This is a genomic window from Pseudomonas sp. GM41(2012) (assembly GCF_000282315.2).
In the GTDB taxonomy this organism is placed as follows: Bacteria; Pseudomonadota; Gammaproteobacteria; order Pseudomonadales; family Pseudomonadaceae; genus Aquipseudomonas.
Window position 1 is genome coordinate 65,798 of sequence record NZ_AKJN02000005.1, and the last position, 17,097, is coordinate 82,894.

At 60.4% G+C, this 17,097-nt stretch carries 18 protein-coding genes; 7 read left to right on the plus strand and 11 right to left on the minus strand.

Annotation, left to right across the window (positions count from 1 at the left end; all coding sequences use genetic code 11):
* Positions 1–45: 45 nt before the first annotated feature.
* Genes PMI27_RS26485 through PMI27_RS26470 form a run of 4 tightly spaced genes read right to left on the minus strand, consistent with a single transcriptional unit; the run spans position 46 to position 3,611 of the window.
* Positions 46–798, minus strand: a complete 753-nt coding sequence (locus tag PMI27_RS26485) for an N-formylglutamate amidohydrolase (RefSeq protein WP_008153806.1) — start codon at positions 796–798, stop codon at positions 46–48.
* A complete protein-coding gene (locus tag PMI27_RS26480; RefSeq protein WP_008153805.1) occupies positions 782–2,113 on the minus strand; it encodes a glutamine synthetase family protein in 1,332 nt (443 codons plus the stop codon). Before PMI27_RS26480 ends, PMI27_RS26485 begins: the two co-directional genes overlap by 17 nt.
* The gene (locus PMI27_RS26475; RefSeq protein WP_008153803.1) at positions 2,110–2,754 is read right to left on the minus strand and encodes an isochorismatase family cysteine hydrolase; all 645 of its coding nucleotides are present in this window, start codon (positions 2,752–2,754) and stop codon (positions 2,110–2,112) included. The genes PMI27_RS26480 and PMI27_RS26475 overlap by 4 nt, the downstream gene beginning before the upstream one ends.
* Before the next feature lie 2 nt (positions 2,755–2,756).
* Positions 2,757–3,611, minus strand: a complete 855-nt coding sequence (locus PMI27_RS26470; protein WP_008153802.1) for a MurR/RpiR family transcriptional regulator — start codon at positions 3,609–3,611, stop codon at positions 2,757–2,759.
* A gap of 342 nt (positions 3,612–3,953) precedes the next feature.
* Between PMI27_RS26470 and PMI27_RS26465 the strand changes: the two genes are divergently transcribed.
* Positions 3,954–4,526, plus strand: coding sequence for a histidine phosphatase family protein (locus PMI27_RS26465; protein WP_033053012.1), 573 nt, complete (start codon positions 3,954–3,956; stop codon positions 4,524–4,526).
* Entirely contained in the window at positions 4,526–5,281 is a 756-nt protein-coding gene (gene cobF / locus PMI27_RS26460) for a precorrin-6A synthase (deacetylating) (protein ID WP_008153800.1), read from the plus strand. Before PMI27_RS26465 ends, cobF begins: the two co-directional genes overlap by 1 nt.
* 124 nt (positions 5,282–5,405) lie before the next feature.
* Here cobF and ftrA read toward each other — a convergent pair whose 3' ends face one another.
* On the minus strand, positions 5,406–6,380 hold the full coding sequence (gene ftrA, locus PMI27_RS26455) for a transcriptional regulator FtrA (protein ID WP_008153799.1): 975 nt from the start codon (positions 6,378–6,380) through the stop codon (positions 5,406–5,408).
* A 101-nt stretch (positions 6,381–6,481) separates the two neighbouring features.
* Here ftrA and PMI27_RS26450 point away from each other — a divergent pair, with 101 nt between their 5' ends.
* From PMI27_RS26450 to PMI27_RS26440, 3 genes are all read left to right on the plus strand, one after another.
* Positions 6,482–6,916, plus strand: coding sequence for a rhodanese-like domain-containing protein (locus tag PMI27_RS26450; protein ID WP_008153797.1), 435 nt, complete (start codon positions 6,482–6,484; stop codon positions 6,914–6,916).
* Positions 6,917–7,278: 362 nt separating this feature from the next.
* Positions 7,279–8,058, plus strand: coding sequence for an ABC transporter substrate-binding protein (locus tag PMI27_RS26445; protein ID WP_008153796.1), 780 nt, complete (start codon positions 7,279–7,281; stop codon positions 8,056–8,058).
* Positions 8,059–8,262: 204 nt separating this feature from the next.
* Positions 8,263–9,375, plus strand: coding sequence for a succinylglutamate desuccinylase/aspartoacylase family protein (locus PMI27_RS26440; protein ID WP_008153795.1), 1,113 nt, complete (start codon positions 8,263–8,265; stop codon positions 9,373–9,375).
* 120 nt (positions 9,376–9,495) lie between these two features.
* Here PMI27_RS26440 and PMI27_RS26435 read toward each other — a convergent pair whose 3' ends face one another.
* On the minus strand, positions 9,496–10,443 hold the full coding sequence (locus tag PMI27_RS26435) for an IS110 family transposase (RefSeq protein ID WP_008156820.1): 948 nt from the start codon (positions 10,441–10,443) through the stop codon (positions 9,496–9,498).
* A gap of 308 nt (positions 10,444–10,751) precedes the next feature.
* Here PMI27_RS26435 and PMI27_RS26430 point away from each other — a divergent pair, with 308 nt between their 5' ends.
* Entirely contained in the window at positions 10,752–11,468 is a 717-nt protein-coding gene (locus PMI27_RS26430; RefSeq protein WP_008153891.1) for an alpha/beta hydrolase, read from the plus strand.
* Between the two features lie 3 nt (positions 11,469–11,471).
* Here PMI27_RS26430 and PMI27_RS26425 read toward each other — a convergent pair whose 3' ends face one another.
* From PMI27_RS26425 to PMI27_RS26410, 4 genes are all read right to left on the minus strand, one after another.
* Complete coding sequence (locus PMI27_RS26425) at positions 11,472–12,059, minus strand: hypothetical protein (RefSeq protein ID WP_008153890.1); 588 nt, start codon at positions 12,057–12,059, stop codon at positions 11,472–11,474.
* Between the two features lie 90 nt (positions 12,060–12,149).
* Positions 12,150–12,818, minus strand: a complete 669-nt coding sequence (locus PMI27_RS26420) for a glutathione S-transferase family protein (RefSeq protein WP_008153889.1) — start codon at positions 12,816–12,818, stop codon at positions 12,150–12,152.
* A gap of 181 nt (positions 12,819–12,999) precedes the next feature.
* Positions 13,000–13,794, minus strand: coding sequence for a hypothetical protein (locus tag PMI27_RS26415; protein ID WP_008153888.1), 795 nt, complete (start codon positions 13,792–13,794; stop codon positions 13,000–13,002).
* 242 nt (positions 13,795–14,036) lie between these two features.
* Positions 14,037–14,933 (minus strand): LysR family transcriptional regulator, encoded by an 897-nt coding sequence (locus tag PMI27_RS26410; RefSeq protein ID WP_008153887.1) that lies wholly within the window; start codon positions 14,931–14,933, stop codon positions 14,037–14,039.
* Positions 14,934–15,044: 111 nt separating this feature from the next.
* Between PMI27_RS26410 and PMI27_RS26405 the strand changes: the two genes are divergently transcribed.
* On the plus strand, positions 15,045–15,647 hold the full coding sequence (locus PMI27_RS26405; protein ID WP_008153886.1) for an NADPH-dependent F420 reductase: 603 nt from the start codon (positions 15,045–15,047) through the stop codon (positions 15,645–15,647).
* Positions 15,648–15,911: 264 nt separating this feature from the next.
* On the opposite strand, the gene PMI27_RS26400 is transcribed toward PMI27_RS26405, so the two are convergent.
* Positions 15,912–17,093, minus strand: a complete 1,182-nt coding sequence (locus PMI27_RS26400) for an acetyl-CoA C-acetyltransferase (protein WP_008153885.1) — start codon at positions 17,091–17,093, stop codon at positions 15,912–15,914.
* Positions 17,094–17,097 lie beyond the last annotated feature (4 nt).

The following is a 17,097-nucleotide window of genomic DNA, read 5'->3' on the forward strand; positions in this document are numbered from 1 at the left end:
CTTGATATGAACGCAGCTACAAGCCGCGAGTTTGAAGCGATTGCTTTACAACAGCGGCGCCAGGTATTCGGTAAAGCGATTGACGTCTTCAGGCGTACGCAGCAGGTCGTTGCGCACCTCGATCAACACCGATTCCAGGCCCCGTGCATCACCGTGGACCGGCACGGTCATGTCGCCCAGCGGGTTGATTTTGTACGGTTCATTACCGGCAACCTTCAATGGATGCTGGCTCAAACCATCGATCAAACGCTGGGCATACTCCCCGCCCTCGCCAAACAACACGCCGACTTCCAGCACACGAGGCTGGCCGTGATAGACCGGCGTGAAACTGTGAATGCCCACCACCCGCACCGGCCGGCCTTGAGCGACACGTTCGTCGATCAAGTCTGTCAGACGCGAGTGAAACGGCTCGAACAGCGATTGCCGACGGTACTCGCGGGTGGCTTCGTCCAGGTCCCGGTTGCCCGGCACCTGATAAATCTCGCTCTGCGCCGGAATGCTGTCCGGGGCCTGGCGCGGTCGGTTGAGGTCGACCAGCAGCCGCGAATAATTGGCCGCCAACAGGGTTGCACCCAATGCTCGGGACAAGCCCTCGGCCAGCGCCAGGGCGCCGATGTCCCAGGCGATGTGCTCACGGGCCGCCTCGTGACTCAGGCCCAGGTCATTCAACCCGGCCGGAATAAAACGGCTGGCGTGTTCGCAGACCAGAATCAACGGGTGATCGGAGTCTTCCCGGCTCAGGGTGTACGCGGGCTCGGTGTAAAGACCGAGCTCAGCAGATTCAGTACAGGCGCGCATAGTGTTCACAGCGTTCGGCGGACGACAGCTGTTCCGTCAGCGTCAGTTCCTCGGTTTTCAGGGCGAAGTAGGTGTCCAGCAACGCGCTCGGCAGGGCCTCGATCAGTGCCTCGCTGTTGCGCAGGCAATCCAGGGCCTGGGCAAGGGACGCGGGCAGGGCGACGATGCCGCGCGCCTGGCGTTGTTCTTCGTTCAGGGCGTCGGGGACTTCATCGGTGATTGCGTTTAAAGCCAGGCGTTGTTCGATGCCCAGCCGGCCGGCAATCAGCAGCGCGGCCATGGCCAGGTGCGGCGAGGACGTGGCGTCCATGGCGCGAAATTCCAGGTTGTATTGCGACGCCACCGTTTTGCCGCCCAGGCTTGTCGTCGGGCAGATTCGCAGCGCGGCTTCGCGGTTGTGTTGCCCGAGGCACGCGTAGGACGCGCTCCAGTGATGGGGCTGCAAACGCTCGTAGGACACCGGCGTCGGCGCGGTAAACGCACAGAGCGCGGGCAGGTGATGCAGGATGCCGGCGGCCCAGTGCTGGCCGAGGGTCGATAAGCCATTGGTGGTGCCGGCGTCGTACATCACCGGTTGGCCAGCCAGGTCCAGCAGGCTGACGTGCAGGTGCACGCCGTTGCACACCGCATGCTCCGAGGTCTTGGGCGCGAAGCTCAACTCCAGGCCCATTTGCCGGGCGATCTCGCGGGTGATTTCACGCACGTTCACCGCGCGATCGGCAGCGGCCACCCCAAGGGTCGGGCGGCAGGTGATTTCGTATTGATGCTTGCCGTACTCGGGCAGGAACATTTCCGGCTCGACGCCAGCGGCACGCAGGGCGCTGAGCAGCCAACCGCCAAACTCGGCACCCTGACGCTGGGCTTGCAGAGAAAACGCCAGGTGTTCAACGTCGCCGGTGTTCAAGTTGAATTCATGCTCGAACGCCGCATTGACCTGCAAGCCCAACTCGGCGCGATAGCGCTCTACCTCATTGCGCAACACCGTACGCGGGCAGGCACCCCACGGGCGGCCATCGGTTTCGCAAATGTCACTGTGCATAAAATCCAGCGCCGGAGCGTCGGCATCCGGGCCGTTACTGACCGTCACTCGGCTGAGCAGGTCCGGCATTAGCCGCAAATCGCCATAAGCGCCCCAGGGGTTGGTGTAGGCGATGATGTCTTGCGGGGTCAGCGCACTGTTGGCCGGCACCCAGCCACACCCCGTCCTTTGATAGTGCTCGAGTTCGTCCGTGGGAAAGGAGCGTCCGCGTGTCACGCCGATCAGGTCGGTGGTGACGAGGGTGGTCATGGGCAGTGGCAACAGGCGCTCGCTCATGGCTGCATCTCCTGCAACCGGCCGAGCACAGTCTGGGTGTCGGTGATCCAGCAGTAACCCTTGATTGCATTCAGGCAGGCCTGATGCCGCGCGGGCGTGTAAGTCGCGCAGGCATCTTCCACCAGCGTCACCAGATAACCGCGGTCGGCGGCATCACGCACGGCCATGTCCACGCACTGATCGGTGACGATGCCGGCGATGATCAGGTGTCGCGTCCCGAGGTTGCGCAGCACGTAGTCGATGTTGGTGGAGTTGAAGACCCCGGACGAGGTCTTGGGCAGCACGATTTCGTTTTCTGCCGGGGTCAGGTCGTCGATGATCCGCGCTGGCGGGCTGCCCTTGGGCAAGTGCATGTCCGAGAACTTGTGGTCCAGCGAGCGGTCGCGGCCATCGGCGGTGAGGCTTTCGATGATCGTGTGCAGCACGTTTTGCCGGGCGCTGCGAAAGGCGCTGAGCAACCGGCGTTGATTGGGCACCACCTGCATGTGGGTGCGGGTCAGGAAGTACTCGGCGTCCGGCCCGTTGAGGTGCGGGTCGAACTGCGGCTCAAGCCAGGCGCGTTGCATGTCCACCAGCAACAGCGCGGTATGATCGGTGACGAATGGCAAATCCCGAGGTGAGTGGTGGGGGAGCGTGAACATCCTTATTTATCCTCCAGCAGGTGGGTGTCGAAGTCGGTCCGCAGGGCGTCGATGCCTTCCAGGCGATCGGCCAGCTCCGGACTGCGCAGGGTCAGGCAGGCGATCAGTGCCTCGACCTGGGCCAGCGCTGGAACCATGGAGTCGAAGGCCGACACTGATTCCACCGGCGCACTGATAATCAGGTCGGCCATTTCCCGCAACGGTGAAGCATAGATGTCGGTGAACAACACCACGCGTGCATAGCGACTTTTCGCCGCATTGGCCACGCGCAGGGCCTGTGACTGGTAGCGGCGATAGTCGAACACCAGCACCACGTCCTGACGCTGCACGTCGAACAATCGGTCGGGCAGTTGCGCGTTGTCTTCCAGGGCGAAACAGCCCGGACGCAGCAAGCGCAGGTGATTGAGTAAATAACTGGCGAGGAAACTGCTGAAACGCCCGCCGAAGCAATGCACCTGATGGCGGGTGTCGAGCAGCCATTCCACCAGAATCCGCACATCTTCGGGCTGGGTCAGCGCATGGGTGTCCACCAGCGCTCGATGGCTGTGCGCCAGATATTGGCTCCAGGCGTCGCCTTTCTGAAGATAAGAACGAGGTTGCAACAGGGTGCTGGGGGAGCGGAGGCGGTGGTCCATGTCGCTGAGCAAGGCATCCTGGAAATCGGCATAACCGCTGAAACCCAGTTTTTTGACCAGTCGCACGATGGTGGGATCGCTGACACCGGCATGTTCGGCCAAACGTGACATCGGGCCCAGTCCGTTACGCGGATACTGGTCCAGCAAGGCACGGATGACTTTGCGTTCCGACGGCGTAAGGTCCAGGCCGGGATCGGTGATCAGGTCTCTGAGAGAAGGCATCCGGGCTCCTTGCTGGATGGATATGTCGGTTTCATTTCATAAATTGCTAAAACAGTATTTATGTAGCGGACTCAACATGTCTAGTGAATTTTTCGATGGTTTTTTAAAGCGCCAAAATAGGGCGAAAAGCCCGTGGGCCTTGGGCTACATGGAAGTCGACTGAGCTTGTAGGCCATCGCCCATAGTGGTGTCAGATATCGCTGTTTTTTTCAGGTGCGTGTGAGTCAGGACCTGTGTTTGCTGGATCAAACGAAACGCCCTGGATCGCGCTTCTTGCGGCACAATTGGGTCATTGTTCGCGGCGTGTTGCCGTTTTCCATTTCATCGACAGAGTGATCCTTTGTGCAGGCGACCCGTTTGACTTTGATGTGCCACGCTCGAACCGTCGCACAAAAATTGGCGTGTTTTCCTACGAATGAGCCAATAGAAATGGATTGGCAATCGGCAAAGGGATCGCGTCGTGCTCAGTTCAAGGGGACGCCGCGACTGGTGTGTGGACCTGAACTGCGAACCCGGCAAACCGCCGAGTTGTTCGGCAGTGACGTGGAGATTGTCGAGGCATTGAGGGATTGCGATTTCGGGCACTGGAAAGGCGCGCGGATCGACGATCTGCAAAAAACCTCAGCCCAAGCGCTACAGATCTGGCTCGATGATCCGAATTCGGCGCCCCATGGTGGCGAGTCGGTGGTGCAACTCAGTGAGCGGGTGACCGCTTGGCTGAAAACGCTGGAGGCCACACCGGGACACATCGTTGCCATCACCCATCCGTTTGTGATTCGCGCCGCGCTGACGCAAGTGCTGCAAGGCGCAGCGTTCAACCTGATCGATGTTGAACCGCTGTCGGCCATCGAGTTGCGCTTCAACGGCCGCTGGCGCTTACGCTTGCTGGGCACTGACCCTGAGGGAACACGTTGATGAAAAAACTTCTGGTCATCGGCATCGGCGCCGGCAACCCCGACTACATCACGATGCAGGCCGTGAAAGCGCTGAACCTCGTCGACGTGTTTTTCCTCATGGACAAGGGCCAGAGCAAAGACAAACTGATCGACCTGCGCCGCGAGATCTGCGAGCGCTACATCACCGATCGCGACTACCGCTTCGTTGAAGCCCACAGCCCGGAGCGCGAACGCGGTGATGTGGACTACAAGGCCAGCGTGGAAGACCTGAACCTGGCCAAGCAGCAGACCTTCGAACGGTTGATCCGCGAGGAAATGACTGACGACCAGTGCGCCGGTTTTCTGGTGTGGGGCGATCCGGCGTTGTACGACAGCACGATTCGGATCTTGCAGGCGATTCTGGCCTCGGGCCGGTGCGTCTTCGAATTTGAAGTGATCCCCGGCATCACCAGTGTTCAGGCGCTGGCGGCGCAACATAAGGTGCCGCTGAACCGCATTGGCCGCTCGATTGAAATCACCACTGGCCGACGGCTGGCGGCGGGGCAGGTGAGCGATGCCGACAGCCTGGTGGTCATGCTCGATGCAGAAGATTCCTACCATCGGGTGGCGGATCAGGAGACAGAGATTTACTGGGGGGCCTACCTGGGGACGCCGGATGAGATCTTGATCAGCGGCAAGCTCAGGGAGGTGGCGGATGAGATCGAGCGAGTGCGCAAGGCGGCTCGGTTGGCCAATGGGTGGATTATGGATACGTATCTGCTGCGTAAGCCTTGAGAAAATTGGTGTCTGGGCTGGCCTCATCGCGAGCAGGCTCACTCCCACAGTTGACCGAGTTGTATTGACGGACACGGTCTAATGTGGGAGTGAGCCTGCTCGCGATGAGGCCCTCAAACACACCTCAAATTATTGCTTTAACCTCCCGCCCAAACCGCTCCCGATACACCGACGGCGGCACCCCGACCACGCTGCGAAATGCCACCCGAAAACTCTCCACCGACCGATAGCCGCAGCGCTGGGCAATCTGGTCGGTGTTCTGGCTCGTGCTCTCAAGCAGTTCGCGAGCCCGGCCCAGGCGCTCATGCTGCAACCAGGCTTTGGGCGGCATGCCGGTGGCTTCAGTGAAGCGGCGCAGAAACGTCCGTTCACTCATCGCCGCCTCACTCGCCAGCTCGCGCACTTCCAGCGGTTCATGCAAACGCTCGCGTGCCCACTGCATGACGCGCGACAAATCGCTACGCGGCGTAGGACTGACCGGTGTCGGAATAAACTGCGCCTGACCGCCGGTGCGTTGCGGCGACATCACCAGCCGCCGAGCCACCGAGTTGGCCACTTGCGTACCGAAGTCCCGCGCCACCAAGTGCAGGCAGGCATCAATACCGGCAGCGCTGCCGGCCGAGGTGATCAACTGACCTGAATCGACATAGAGCACGTCCGGGTCCACCAGAATGTTCGGAAAACGCTCGGCTAACTCAGCGGTGTAACGCCAGTGCGTGGTGGCGCCGCGACCGTCGAGCAAACCGGTGGCCGCCAGCACGAACACCCCCGAGCAGATCGACAGCAGCCGCGTACCTCGCGCATGGGCCTGGCGCAGGGCTGCGATCAATGCCTCAGGCACTGGGGCGCTGCGATCACGCCAGCCGGGAATGATGATGGTCCGGGCGTCCTCGAGCAGCTCCATGCCGCCATCGGCCAGCACCTGAATACCGCCCATGGCGCGCATCGGGCCCCTATCAACGGCGGCGATTCGGTGTTCGTACCAAGGGAAGTCGAACTCCGGACGGGCCAGCCCGAAGATCTCCACGGCGATGCCGAATTCGAACGTACAGAGGCCGTCGTAGGCCAGAATCGCGACCAATCCAGGGGTGGGCTGCATTTGGCGGAAAGTTCCCGGTGAGTGTCTTGTGCGCCACTGTAGCCGCAAGCGTCGGGCGGATAAAGTCTTCTCACACCCATCGAGACTTTGGAGTACAGCCCATGACCAGCCTGGTCCGCGAAATTCCCGCCGCCCCATCGGCCATCGCCCTGATGCATTTCAGCAACCGTCTGACCTTCGAAACCGACTGTTCCGACGTCCACGGCAGCCAACAGGCAGGCGAAGTGGATTTTGTCCTGGTAGACGTGCGCGGCCCGCTCGCGTTCGAGCGTGGCCATGTGCCGGGAGCGATCAATATTCCGGGGCGACTGCTGAACGCTGAAGCTCTGGCGGCCTACCCGAAAACCAGCGTGTTCGTGGTGTATTGCGCCGGACCCCACTGCAACGGTGCCAACAAAGCTGCCGTGAAACTGGCGGCGTTGGGTTACCCGGTCAAGGAAATGATTGGCGGGGTGACCGGGTGGCTGGATGAAGGGTTTGAGTTGAGTGTTGCGCTGCAACGGCCTGCCAGCACCGTGATCGGTTGCGAATGTTGATGTAGTCGAAAAGATCGCAGCCTCGTTTCACTCGACAGCTCCTACAGGTCTACGCGATCGCCCGTCCACTCCGGATGGAACTGCAAACCCATCCGCGTCGGCCCGACGCAATATATCTGCTGCTCGCACTGATCACTGCAGGCCACGAGGGCTTGTCCTACAGTCTTTGCACCGGCTTGGCGCACGCTTCAAGGGACTCGGATCCGTCGGCCACTTTTCTATAAGTATTTGTCGCTTAAACACAATTTGCCCTCCTTGAGCCGCTCTAGACTGCCGGCCACTTCGGTGCTCTCCAATCGGAAGCAGCTACCGAAAGCCAATCGAAAGCTGCCAATAAAAGCCTCCGCACACAGGAGTTATAAATGAAGAAGCTAGTGATGTTCGGTGCCCTGGCACTGTCGATGTTGTCCCTGACGGCTGTGGCCGAAGACGCTAAGCCGATCCGCCTCGGTATCGAAGCCGGTTACCCGCCATTCTCGATGAAAACCCCTGACGGCAAACTCACCGGCTTCGACGTGGATATCGGCGACGCGCTGTGCGAGCAGATGAAAGTGAAGTGCACCTGGGTCGAGCAAGAGTTCGACGGCCTGATCCCGGCGCTGAAGGTCAAGAAAATCGACGCGATCCTGTCGTCCATGACCATCACTGACGATCGCAAAAAGAACGTCGACTTCACCATCAAGTACTACCACACCCCGGCGCGCTTCGTGATGAAGGAAGGCACGGACATCAAAGACCCGCTGACCGAACTCAAAGGCAAGAAAGTCGGTGTGCTGCGCGCCAGTACCCACGACCGCTTCGCCACTGAAGTGCTGGTGCCGGCCGGTATCAATCTGGTTCGTTACGGCTCCCAGCAGGAAGCCAACCTGGACATGGTCGCCGGTCGTCTCGACGCGATGCTGGCCGACTCGGTTAACCTGGACGACGGTTTCCTGAAAACCGACGCCGGTAAAGGCTTCGCTTTCGTCGGCCCGACCTACGAAGACGCCAAGTACTTCGGCGGCGGCGCCGGTATTGCTGTGCGCAAGGGCGATACCGCCCTGGCAGAGAAATTCAACACCGCCATCAACGAAATCCGCGCCAACGGCAAGTACAAGCAAGTGCAAGACAAGTACTTCGACTTTGACGTTTACGGTAAGTAATCACGCCCGTTCAAAAAAAGTGGCAACCGTTGACGCGGCTGCCACTTTTTTTATGCTCTCTCTGTTGAAATGAGATCCCTGTGGGAGCGAGCCTGCTCGCGAAAGCGGTTTTCCAGTGGAAAGTCTTTTGCCTGACACACCGCTATCGCGAGCAGGCTCACTCCCACAAAAGAAGATCTCATCGTTCAGTATTCAGGAGTCCTCATGCAACGCATCGACCATTCACTGCCCTGGAGTCACCTGGGCACCGAACGCACCCTCAGCGTGTTTCGTTATGGCGCGGGCACTCGCAAGGTCTACATTCAGGCCAGCCTGCACGCGGATGAACTGCCGGGCATGCGCACGGCGTGGGAACTGAAAAAGCGACTGGCCGAACTCGAAACCCAGGGCCAGTTGCAGGGCGTGATCGAACTGGTCCCGGTGGCCAATCCCATTGGCCTCGATCAGCACCTGCAAGGTAGCCACATGGGCCGCTTCGAGCTGGGCAGTGGCAAGAACTTCAACCGCTCCTTCGTCGAACTAAGCGCACCGGTGGCCGAGCTGATCGGCGATCGGTTGGGCGGTGATGCGGCTGCCAACATTGCGCTGATTCGCCAGACCATGGGCCAGGTACTCGACGGCCTGCCGGCACCGACCTCGCAGCTTGAGGCCATGCACCGCTTGCTGCTGCGTCACGCCTGTGAGGCCGACATCACCCTCGATTTGCATTGTGATTTCGATGCGGCGATTCATCTGTATGCCTTGCCGCAACACTGGCCGCAGTGGCAATCCCTGGCGGCGCGTTTGAAGGCCGGGGTGGCGTTGCTCTGCGAAGATTCCGGCGGCAGTTCATTCGATGAGTCGTGTTCAACCCCGTGGTTGCGCCTGGCCAGGGCTTTCCCGGAGGCCGCGATTCCGCCGGCCAACCTGGCGACGACGCTGGAGCTGGGCAGCATGGGTGATACGCGAGTCGATCAGGCTCAAGCCAATTGCGAGGCGATTCTCGGGTTCCTCGCCGAGCAGGGTTTCATCAAAGGCACTTGGCCTGCGGCCCCGAGCGAATGCTGTGAAGGCATGCCGTTCGAAGGCACCCAATACCTGTTCGCGCCGCATCATGGGGTCGTCAGTTTCTTGCGCGATTCGGGTGAATGGGTGGAGAAGGGGGATGCGCTGTTTGAAGTGGTCGATCCGCTGAATGATCGGGTCACCACCGTTTGCGCGGGGACCAGTGGGGTGTTGTTTGCGATTGATCGCGGGCGCTATACACAGCCGGGCACGTGGCAGGCGAAGGTCGCGGGGCGCGAGCCGATTCGGGTCGGAAAACTCATCAACGATTAGCCGCGCAATCTTCGTAGTGTCTTAGGGCCTCTTCGCGAGCAGGTCGGATCGCCGCACCGTCGCTCCCACATTTGGAATGCATTTCCCACTGTGGGAGATTCTATGGTTGAGGGGAAGCCCTCAACTGACTTTCGGTTGGTATTCGTCCTGCCCCTTTAGCAGAGCGAATACCACCCGAGCGAGCTTTCGAGCCAGCATCACCAATGCTTGAGTGGTGCTGAAACCCCGAGCTCTTTGTTCTTGATAAAAATCTTTCCAGGCCTCGGTGCGACTCGCCGACATTGCCGCATTGTGCAGCAGCCGCCGAGCCTCCGGGTCACCGCGCTTGGTCAAACTGCGGCGGCCGTCTTTTTGCCCTGATTTTGATACCCGCAAATCCATTCCCAGAAAGGCGATAAAGGCATCCGCGTTTCTGAAGTCACCCCGCTGAAACGCCGTGATCAAACGCGCACCTGTCAAAAAACCAATGCCTTCCACTTTCAGACAGCGTTTTAACTGGCCCAGCAAACCGGCTTCTTTGAGCTGATCGTTGATCGTCTTCTCGATCAGCATCTCAAGCTGTTGCATGGACTTCACTTGTTCGGCAAAAGCGGTCTTGAGCAGCGGCTCATTGGCCCAGCTTTGCACCAGGCCGACCCTTGCCTGGACCAACGCCGCCCGGCGGCGGAAAAGACTCAGCAGCTGGCGGTATAGTGGGGATGGCGGGGTCCATGGGTGAAGCTCTTCATGTTCATTTTTCAGATACCGAGCAAGCAACTTGGCATCCAGTGCATCAGTTTTGGCACGGACCTTCACACCTTCGCGGTAATGCTTGAGTTCATAGCCGCCCACCATGTAAATCACGCATCCGGCCTCGTAGGCCAGATCGGCGAACTCCAAGTGGTAGATATTGGTGGCTTCGACGGCAATGGCCACCGTGCTCGGCAAGGCCTTCAACCACTTCTTGATGGCTGTTTTATTGTTGGGAATCTCTTCAAGCAGGCCCAGTTCGGCGTGATAAATCACCAACTCATTCTTGGCGACATCCACGCCCACGATCGGCTTTGAAGCAGAAACCGGCATTGCCATAGGATTTCCTCCGGGATATGGTTTTAAGCACTTGAAGGGCTCACCCAGGGGCGCAGGCTTGTTCCTATCGTCGGTCTAGGCCCGATGCATTCTTTATCGGCGCTTGGGTGAAAGGAGGAGGGGCGAACTCTCCCACGGTCTGTACTGCGTCAACAGTCAGAATCGAGCCTTGTCCCTTCTCCTCCCTTCAAGTCCTACCATACAAGCGAGCCTGCTCGCGATGGCGGCATCAGCAACACCCAGAATCCCCCGGCAAGCTTCACAGTGTTAGGCTCTGCCCCGAATCCTGCACTTGTGAAGGAAGGTTTATGTTGAAATTTCTCGCTCTGCTGACACTCCTGGCGTCCACCGCCGTCCACGCCCAAATCCCGCTGCAAACCGATCTGCCGCTCAAGTACCTGGAGCAGGCCAACCCCGAATCGCGCAATCAGCCCCTGGTGATTTTCCTCCACGGTTACGGCAGTAACGAGGAGGACCTGTTCGACATCAAGGATGAACTGCCCGCGTCATACAACTACCTGTCGGTGCGCGCACCGATGGTGATGGAGGAGGGCAGTTACAAGTGGTTTCGCGAGAAGGGTAACGCGGCCTACAACGGTGAAACCGATGATCTGAAGTCCAGCGGCCAGGTGCTGCAGGAGTTCGTCGCACAAGCGGCGAAGAAATATCACACCGAACCGAACAAGGTGTTCCTCGTGGGTTTCAGCCAGGGCGCGATCATGTCCTATGAGGTGGCCCTGCGTCATCCCGAGGCGGTGGGCGGGATCGCGGCGTTGAGCGGGCGGATTCTGCCGGTGCTCAGGTCCGAACTGAAACCGGATGAAAAGCGCCAGGAGCTGGCGATTTTCATCGGTCATGGCACTGCAGATAAACGCCTTCCGTACATTGACGGCACGGACGCCGACAGCCTGTTGCAGAGCCTGTCACTCAAGCCTGAATTTCATGCCTACCCTGGCGTCGGTCACAGCATCAGTGCTGCCGAAATGCAGGACTTGAGCGCCTGGTTGCAGCGTCTCAATCCCTGACGCCTACTTGCCGGTGACGATCTGTTTGACCAGCGCCTCGTGGCCAGCATTGTCGCTGAGGCGGGAAATCACCTGAACGATCGCCATGCGTGTGTTGGACGCGGCCATCAGCGTGGTGTCGAGGGTTTTGCCGCCGCCCTGGGTGGCGGTGCTGTCGATCTGCCGCAGCCCCAGTCCGGTGCCTTTCTGGGTCAGGCTTTTTTCGCTGAGCTTGGTGAAGTCCGGCAGCGCCGTGGCTTGTTGGGTGGAGAAGTCAGACGCCACGGAGTCGAGGAACTGACCGTCGTTGTCTTTGACGTTGAGGCCGCCGAGGATGGTGTTTTCAGCGGCGATCACGACGGTTTTAGTCGCCTGATTGGTGTACATGGTGCCCGTTGCCCCGGCGGTGCCGGTGGCCGCGTCGCCGGCAGGCAAAGGGTTGGCGACGAAGCCTTTAGGCAGGGTGAACTTGAACTTGCCGCCGAGCATCGAGACTTTCTGTGCAGGCGCGGTATCGCTGGCAGTGGCCTTGGCGGCCTGCGCATTCAGCGCTCCCAGACTGGCAACCGCCGTCAACAACAGGACAACGGCTTTTTTACTCAACAATGACATTCAGAAACTCCAGGGATGGTCGCGCGTTCGCCGCAATCATCCCATGGAATCCACTTTCTAGCAGCCCTCACCCCTGTAGCAGCTGCGGTGTTACGCCTGGTTCGGGAACAGGTTGCGACGGGTTTCTTCGTCGAACTCGGCCTTCAGCACCAGTTTCTCTTTAAGACCGTGGGCTCGTTGAGCGGCCGGACGGGCGCTGATTTCATCGAACAGGCGCTTGACGTTCGGGTACGCCGCCAGACCGTTCTCGCCGAGGATGTACGGCGCGTAATTGGCCCAACCCCAGAGCGCCATGTCGGCGATGCTGTAGGCGTCGCCGGCCAGGTACTGATGGTCGGCCAGGCGCTGATCGAGCACGCGGTAGTGGCGTTCGACTTCCTTGAGATAGCGGTTTTTCGCATACGCCAGGTCTTCCGGCGCGTGGTGCAGGAAATGCACCGCCTGGCCTGAAAATGGCGACAGGCCGGTTGCGATGAACATCAGCCATGACAGCAGCTCGGCTTGTCCGGCCACGGAGGTCGGCAGGAAGCGCTGATGTTTCTGCGCCAGGTGCAGCAGGATCGCCTGGGAGTCGAAGACGGTTGCGTCGCCATCGACCAGGGCCGGTACCTTGGCGTTCGGGTTGATTGCCAAAAAGGCTGGCAGGTGTTGCTCGCCCTTGAAGGTATCGACGCCGATCAATTCGTAGGGCGTTTGCAGTTCTTCAAGCAGCAGGGCGACTTTCATCGGGTTGGGCGAAGGGTGGAAAAAGAACTTCATGGTGTAGGCCTCAGTCAGTGGTGGGTGTTGAACTGAGGCTGATGTTGAAGTAAACCCGTTCGATTGACGTGCGAGCTTTTTGCTTTACTCGTTCGAAATTATCGAACGTGTTATCGACGCTTTGGCGGTTGATCGTGCGCGATGAGCGGGCGACCATCCCGGCCCGATGACACCAAGCCGCTTAGGGTTTGATTGCCGTACGTCCAGCGTCCGGTACCGGACTTACCGGTTTGGCCAACAAGCGCCTGGTCACCCCGAGCATACCCACAGACACCGCGACGCCCAGGGCGAACGCGCTCAGACCCATGCCTGGCAAGGCCAGCGCCAACACCAGGCAAAACGCGGCGAACGAATACATCCCGGTCGCGGTGGCCCGCAACAACGCGGCGGTAAACGCCGGGCCGCGGGTTTGCTGGGAGAACACCGCCATCACGCTGCCCAGCACCGGGAATACGGCGAGCAGGCCGCTCCAGCGTTCGCCAACGGTGCTGGCCAGCAACGTGACAGCGAGGGTGAGCAGGGCGCCAGCAATCATACGCAACAGCAATTTGTCGGACTTCGGCGCCAGGCCTGAAACGATCGGCTGTACCGAGGGAAACAGATACGGCGCCGCCAGCAGGGCGGTCGCAGCGGCGATCACCGAGAACACCAGGGACGGAGGAATCACCGACAGCACAACGGCCGCCGTGGCCCAGACCAACAGCGAAATCACCAGCGCCCACGGCCACTTCGCGCGTTGTGCAACCTGAGCGTAGGTCACACAAAAAGCAATCATCGCGAACATCGCCGACAGCGCTGCCGTCGCGGACTGAGCGGCGAACACTTGGCCCTGCTCAATGGCGAGAAAGAACAGAATCGGCCCGACCACCACCGGCAACCCCGACAGCCAACCGGCGACACTCGGTCCCCAGCGTTTACCGGCCAGGGAAATCAGCAAGAGAAATCCTGGGATGACCAGCAGTTTAAGTAGCAGCACGCGCGCACCTCCGACCTGAGTGAGGCGGCAACGTTAGCATTGCGTGGGTGGGATTGCTCTATAGATGTCGTGATTTTGTATACAAAAATTGTAGGAGCCGAGCTTGCTCGCGATGGCGATCTGAGAGGCCCCTCGATACTGAATGTGCCGCCGTCATCGCGAGCAAGCTCGGCTCCTACAGTTTTGCGTACACCAAAAAGCGTGAGGCCGACGCGGGTGCTGGCATGGGAACGATCAGTCTGTCAGTGGTGTGAAAACGCCTCGACCACAAAATCGATGAACACCCGAGTTTTGGCCGGCATCAACGTCCGGCTAGGGTAATACAGCGAAATCGGTCCCGCGTCGGCATGCCAGTCGGGCAGCAGGCGCACCAGTTCGCCACGCTGGATATTCGCCAGCACATCCGGCAACACCAGCAGTGTCACGCCCAGGCCGAGTATCGCCGCTTCGCGCATGGCGGCCGGGTCATTGAACACAATGTGTTCGTTCAGATTGGCCGGTGCTTCGTTGCCTGCGCCATCGTTCATCAGCCATTGGCGAATCTGCCCGGTGCGGGTACCTCGCATCACAATGCCGGTGTGTCCCGACAGGTCCGCCGGACTGTCGGGTAGGCTGCGTCCTGCGAGGTAAGCGGGAGAGGCGACCGCCACCACATGCGCCGCTGCCAACGTCCGCGACACCACCCCTGGCGTCAACTTGAAGCCGCCGCCAATGGCTGCGTCATACCCTTCGGCAATCAAATCCACGGGGCGGTTTTCGAAGTGCCATTCCGGGCGAATCAACGGGTAGCGCGCCAGGAACGCCGGCAGCAGCGGCAAGATATGACCGATGCCAAACGTCGGCGCGAGGCTGACTTTGAGCACGCCGGTCGGCTCGCCTTGGTCGCTGCTTACCGCGCTGATTGCTGTCTGTAACGCTTCCAGATTGCCGCCGATGCTCGTCAGAAAGCGTTCCCCGGCTTCGGTCAGGGACAGCTTGCGGGTCGAGCGCTGGAACAGCCGCACGCCGATGTTGCGTTCGAGCATCGCCACGTTGCGGCTGACAGCGGCAGGGGTCAATGCGAGCACCCGTGCGGCGGCGGAAAAACTGCCGGTCTCGGCACTACGGACGAAGGATTCGAGGTTGGCGAGGGTTTCCATGGGAATCACCTGCTAGTCATGCTTGAAGATCATTCAAGGCATTACCCGCTAATCAAGCGCTAATGGCAAGCGCAGTATTCACTCCAACGACAACCCTCGGAGTGAACAACCATGAGCACCATCGGAATCATCGGCGCCGGCGCAATCGGCGCAGCCTTTGCCAGAGCACTGTCGCGTCAAGGCATTGAAGTGGTTATCGCCAACAGCCGTGGCCCGCAAAGCCTGGCCTCGCTGGTGGCAGAACTCGGGCCAACGGCACGTGCCGGAACCCGCGAGGAGGCCGCCGCACAAGCCATCGTACTGGTCGCGGTCAATTGGTCAAAGTTGCCGACCGCGCTCGCCGGCCTGCCGGATTTTGGCGGACGGATTGTCATCGACGCCAACAACTCAATCGAGGCGCCGTCGTTCAAGGCGGTGGATTTGCAGGGGCGGACATCCAGCGAGGTGTTTGCCGAATGGGTGCCCGGTGCGCGGGTGGTGAAGGCGTTCAACCATCTTCAGGCGCGTTTTCTGGAAAGTGATCCGGCGGCGGAGGGCGGGCGGCGGGTGCTGTTTCTCTCGGGGGATGATGCCGATGCGAAAGCTCAAGTGGCGGCGCTGATCGAACAGCTGGGCTTCTTCGGGATTGATCTTGGGGAATTGAGCGTCGGGGCGCGGCTGGTGCAGTTTCCAGGCGGTCCTTTGCCGACGCTGAACCTGGTGAAATTTGCCTGACGAGCAGGCTAAAAGAACCCGGTGCCAATCAGCTGAGGCAAGCCTGAATGTAGACCATTGTGGCGAGGGGGCTCGCCCCCCGTTGGGTTGCGCAGCAGCCCCCAAAATCTCGGCAACTGTCGAAGACTTTTGGGAGCGCTTCGCACTCCAACGGGGGCGAGCCCCCTCGCCACAAAAGCAGCTCAGATTTAACTCTGAAGCACCGGGTGTGTTGCCAGACGGCGAACGGATATTCGTGGGTCCCCGCGCCGTCTGTTGAACGCTTTACGCCCGTTCGATCGCCAGTGCCACGCCCTGACCACCACCGATGCACAGGGTGGCGAGGCCTTTCTTGGCGTCACGCTTGATCATTTCATGCAGCAGAGTCACCAGCACTCGGCAACCCGACGCACCGATCGGGTGGCCCAGGGCGATAGCGCCGCCGTTGACGTTGACCTTGTTCAGGTCCCATTCCAGATCCTTGGCCACCGCCAGAGATTGCGCAGCGAAGGCTTCGTTGGCTTCGATCAGGTCCAGTTGGTCGATGGACCAGCCGGCCTTGTCCAGGCAACGACGAGTCGCGCTGACCGGGCCGATGCCCATGATCGCCGGGTCAACACCCGCGTTGGCGTAAGCCGCGATTTTCGCCAGCACCGGCAGGCCGAGGGCCTTGGCTTTTTCCGCGCTCATCAGGATCACGGCGGCGGCACCGTCGTTCAGGGACGAGGCGTTACCGGCGGTCACCGAACCGTCCTTCTTGAAGGCCGGTTTCAGTTTGCCCAGTGCTTCAGCGGTGGTGCCGGCCCGTGGTTGTTCGTCAACCTGGAAGGCGACCGGATCGCCCTTGCGCTGAGGAATCAGGATCGGCGTGATCTCATCGGCAAAACGCCCGGCTTCGATGGCGGCCGTGGCTTTCTGCTGCGAGGCTGCGGCGAAGGCGTCTTGTTGCTCGCGAGTCAGGCTGTACTTGTCAGCCAGGTTCTCGGCGGTGATGCCCATGTGGTAATCGTTGAACGCATCCCACAGGCCGTCGCTGATCATGGTGTCGACGATTTGCGCGTGACCCATGCGCAGACCGGTGCGCGCACCGGGCATGACGTAATTGGACAGGCTCATGTTTTCCTGGCCGCCGGCAATGATCACGTCGGCATCGCCGCAGCGAATCGCCTGGGTGGCCAGGTGCAGTGCTTTGAGGCCCGAGCCGCAGACCTTGTTCAGGGTCATCGCTGGCACGGTAAACGGCAGGCCGGCTTTGATTGCCGACTGGCGCGCAGGGTTTTGTCCGGCGCCGGCGGTCAACACCTGGCCCATGATCACTTCATCGACTTCAGCAACGTCCAGACCGGTTTGCGCCAGCAACTGACGGATTACCGCAGCACCGAGGTCAACCGCGGACACGTTGGCCAGGGCACCCTGGAAACTGCCGATGGCGGTGCGGGTGGCGGCGACAATGACGACTTCTTGCATGGAA

Coding starts and splice junctions, on each gene's coding strand:
- PMI27_RS26475 (WP_008153803.1), bottom strand. CDS start 2,754: ATGTTCACGCTCCCCCACCACTCACCTCGGGATTTGCCATTCGTCACC.
- PMI27_RS26435 (WP_008156820.1), bottom strand. CDS start 10,443: ATGGCAATGCCGGTTTCTGCTTCAAAGCCGATCGTGGGCGTGGATGTC.
- PMI27_RS26405 (WP_008153886.1), top strand. CDS start 15,045: ATGAGCACCATCGGAATCATCGGCGCCGGCGCAATCGGCGCAGCCTTT.
- PMI27_RS26470 (WP_008153802.1), bottom strand. CDS start 3,611: ATGCCTTCTCTCAGAGACCTGATCACCGATCCCGGCCTGGACCTTACG.
- PMI27_RS26420 (WP_008153889.1), bottom strand. CDS start 12,818: ATGAAGTTCTTTTTCCACCCTTCGCCCAACCCGATGAAAGTCGCCCTG.
- PMI27_RS26450 (WP_008153797.1), top strand. CDS start 6,482: ATGACCAGCCTGGTCCGCGAAATTCCCGCCGCCCCATCGGCCATCGCC.
- PMI27_RS26440 (WP_008153795.1), top strand. CDS start 8,263: ATGCAACGCATCGACCATTCACTGCCCTGGAGTCACCTGGGCACCGAA.
- PMI27_RS26425 (WP_008153890.1), bottom strand. CDS start 12,059: ATGTCATTGTTGAGTAAAAAAGCCGTTGTCCTGTTGTTGACGGCGGTT.
- PMI27_RS26445 (WP_008153796.1), top strand. CDS start 7,279: ATGAAGAAGCTAGTGATGTTCGGTGCCCTGGCACTGTCGATGTTGTCC.
- PMI27_RS26480 (WP_008153805.1), bottom strand. CDS start 2,113: ATGAGCGAGCGCCTGTTGCCACTGCCCATGACCACCCTCGTCACCACC.
- PMI27_RS26430 (WP_008153891.1), top strand. CDS start 10,752: ATGTTGAAATTTCTCGCTCTGCTGACACTCCTGGCGTCCACCGCCGTC.
- PMI27_RS26410 (WP_008153887.1), bottom strand. CDS start 14,933: ATGGAAACCCTCGCCAACCTCGAATCCTTCGTCCGTAGTGCCGAGACC.
- PMI27_RS26485 (WP_008153806.1), bottom strand. CDS start 798: ATGCGCGCCTGTACTGAATCTGCTGAGCTCGGTCTTTACACCGAGCCC.
- PMI27_RS26400 (WP_008153885.1), bottom strand. CDS start 17,093: ATGCAAGAAGTCGTCATTGTCGCCGCCACCCGCACCGCCATCGGCAGT.
- ftrA (WP_008153799.1), bottom strand. CDS start 6,380: ATGCAGCCCACCCCTGGATTGGTCGCGATTCTGGCCTACGACGGCCTC.
- cobF (WP_008153800.1), top strand. CDS start 4,526: ATGAAAAAACTTCTGGTCATCGGCATCGGCGCCGGCAACCCCGACTAC.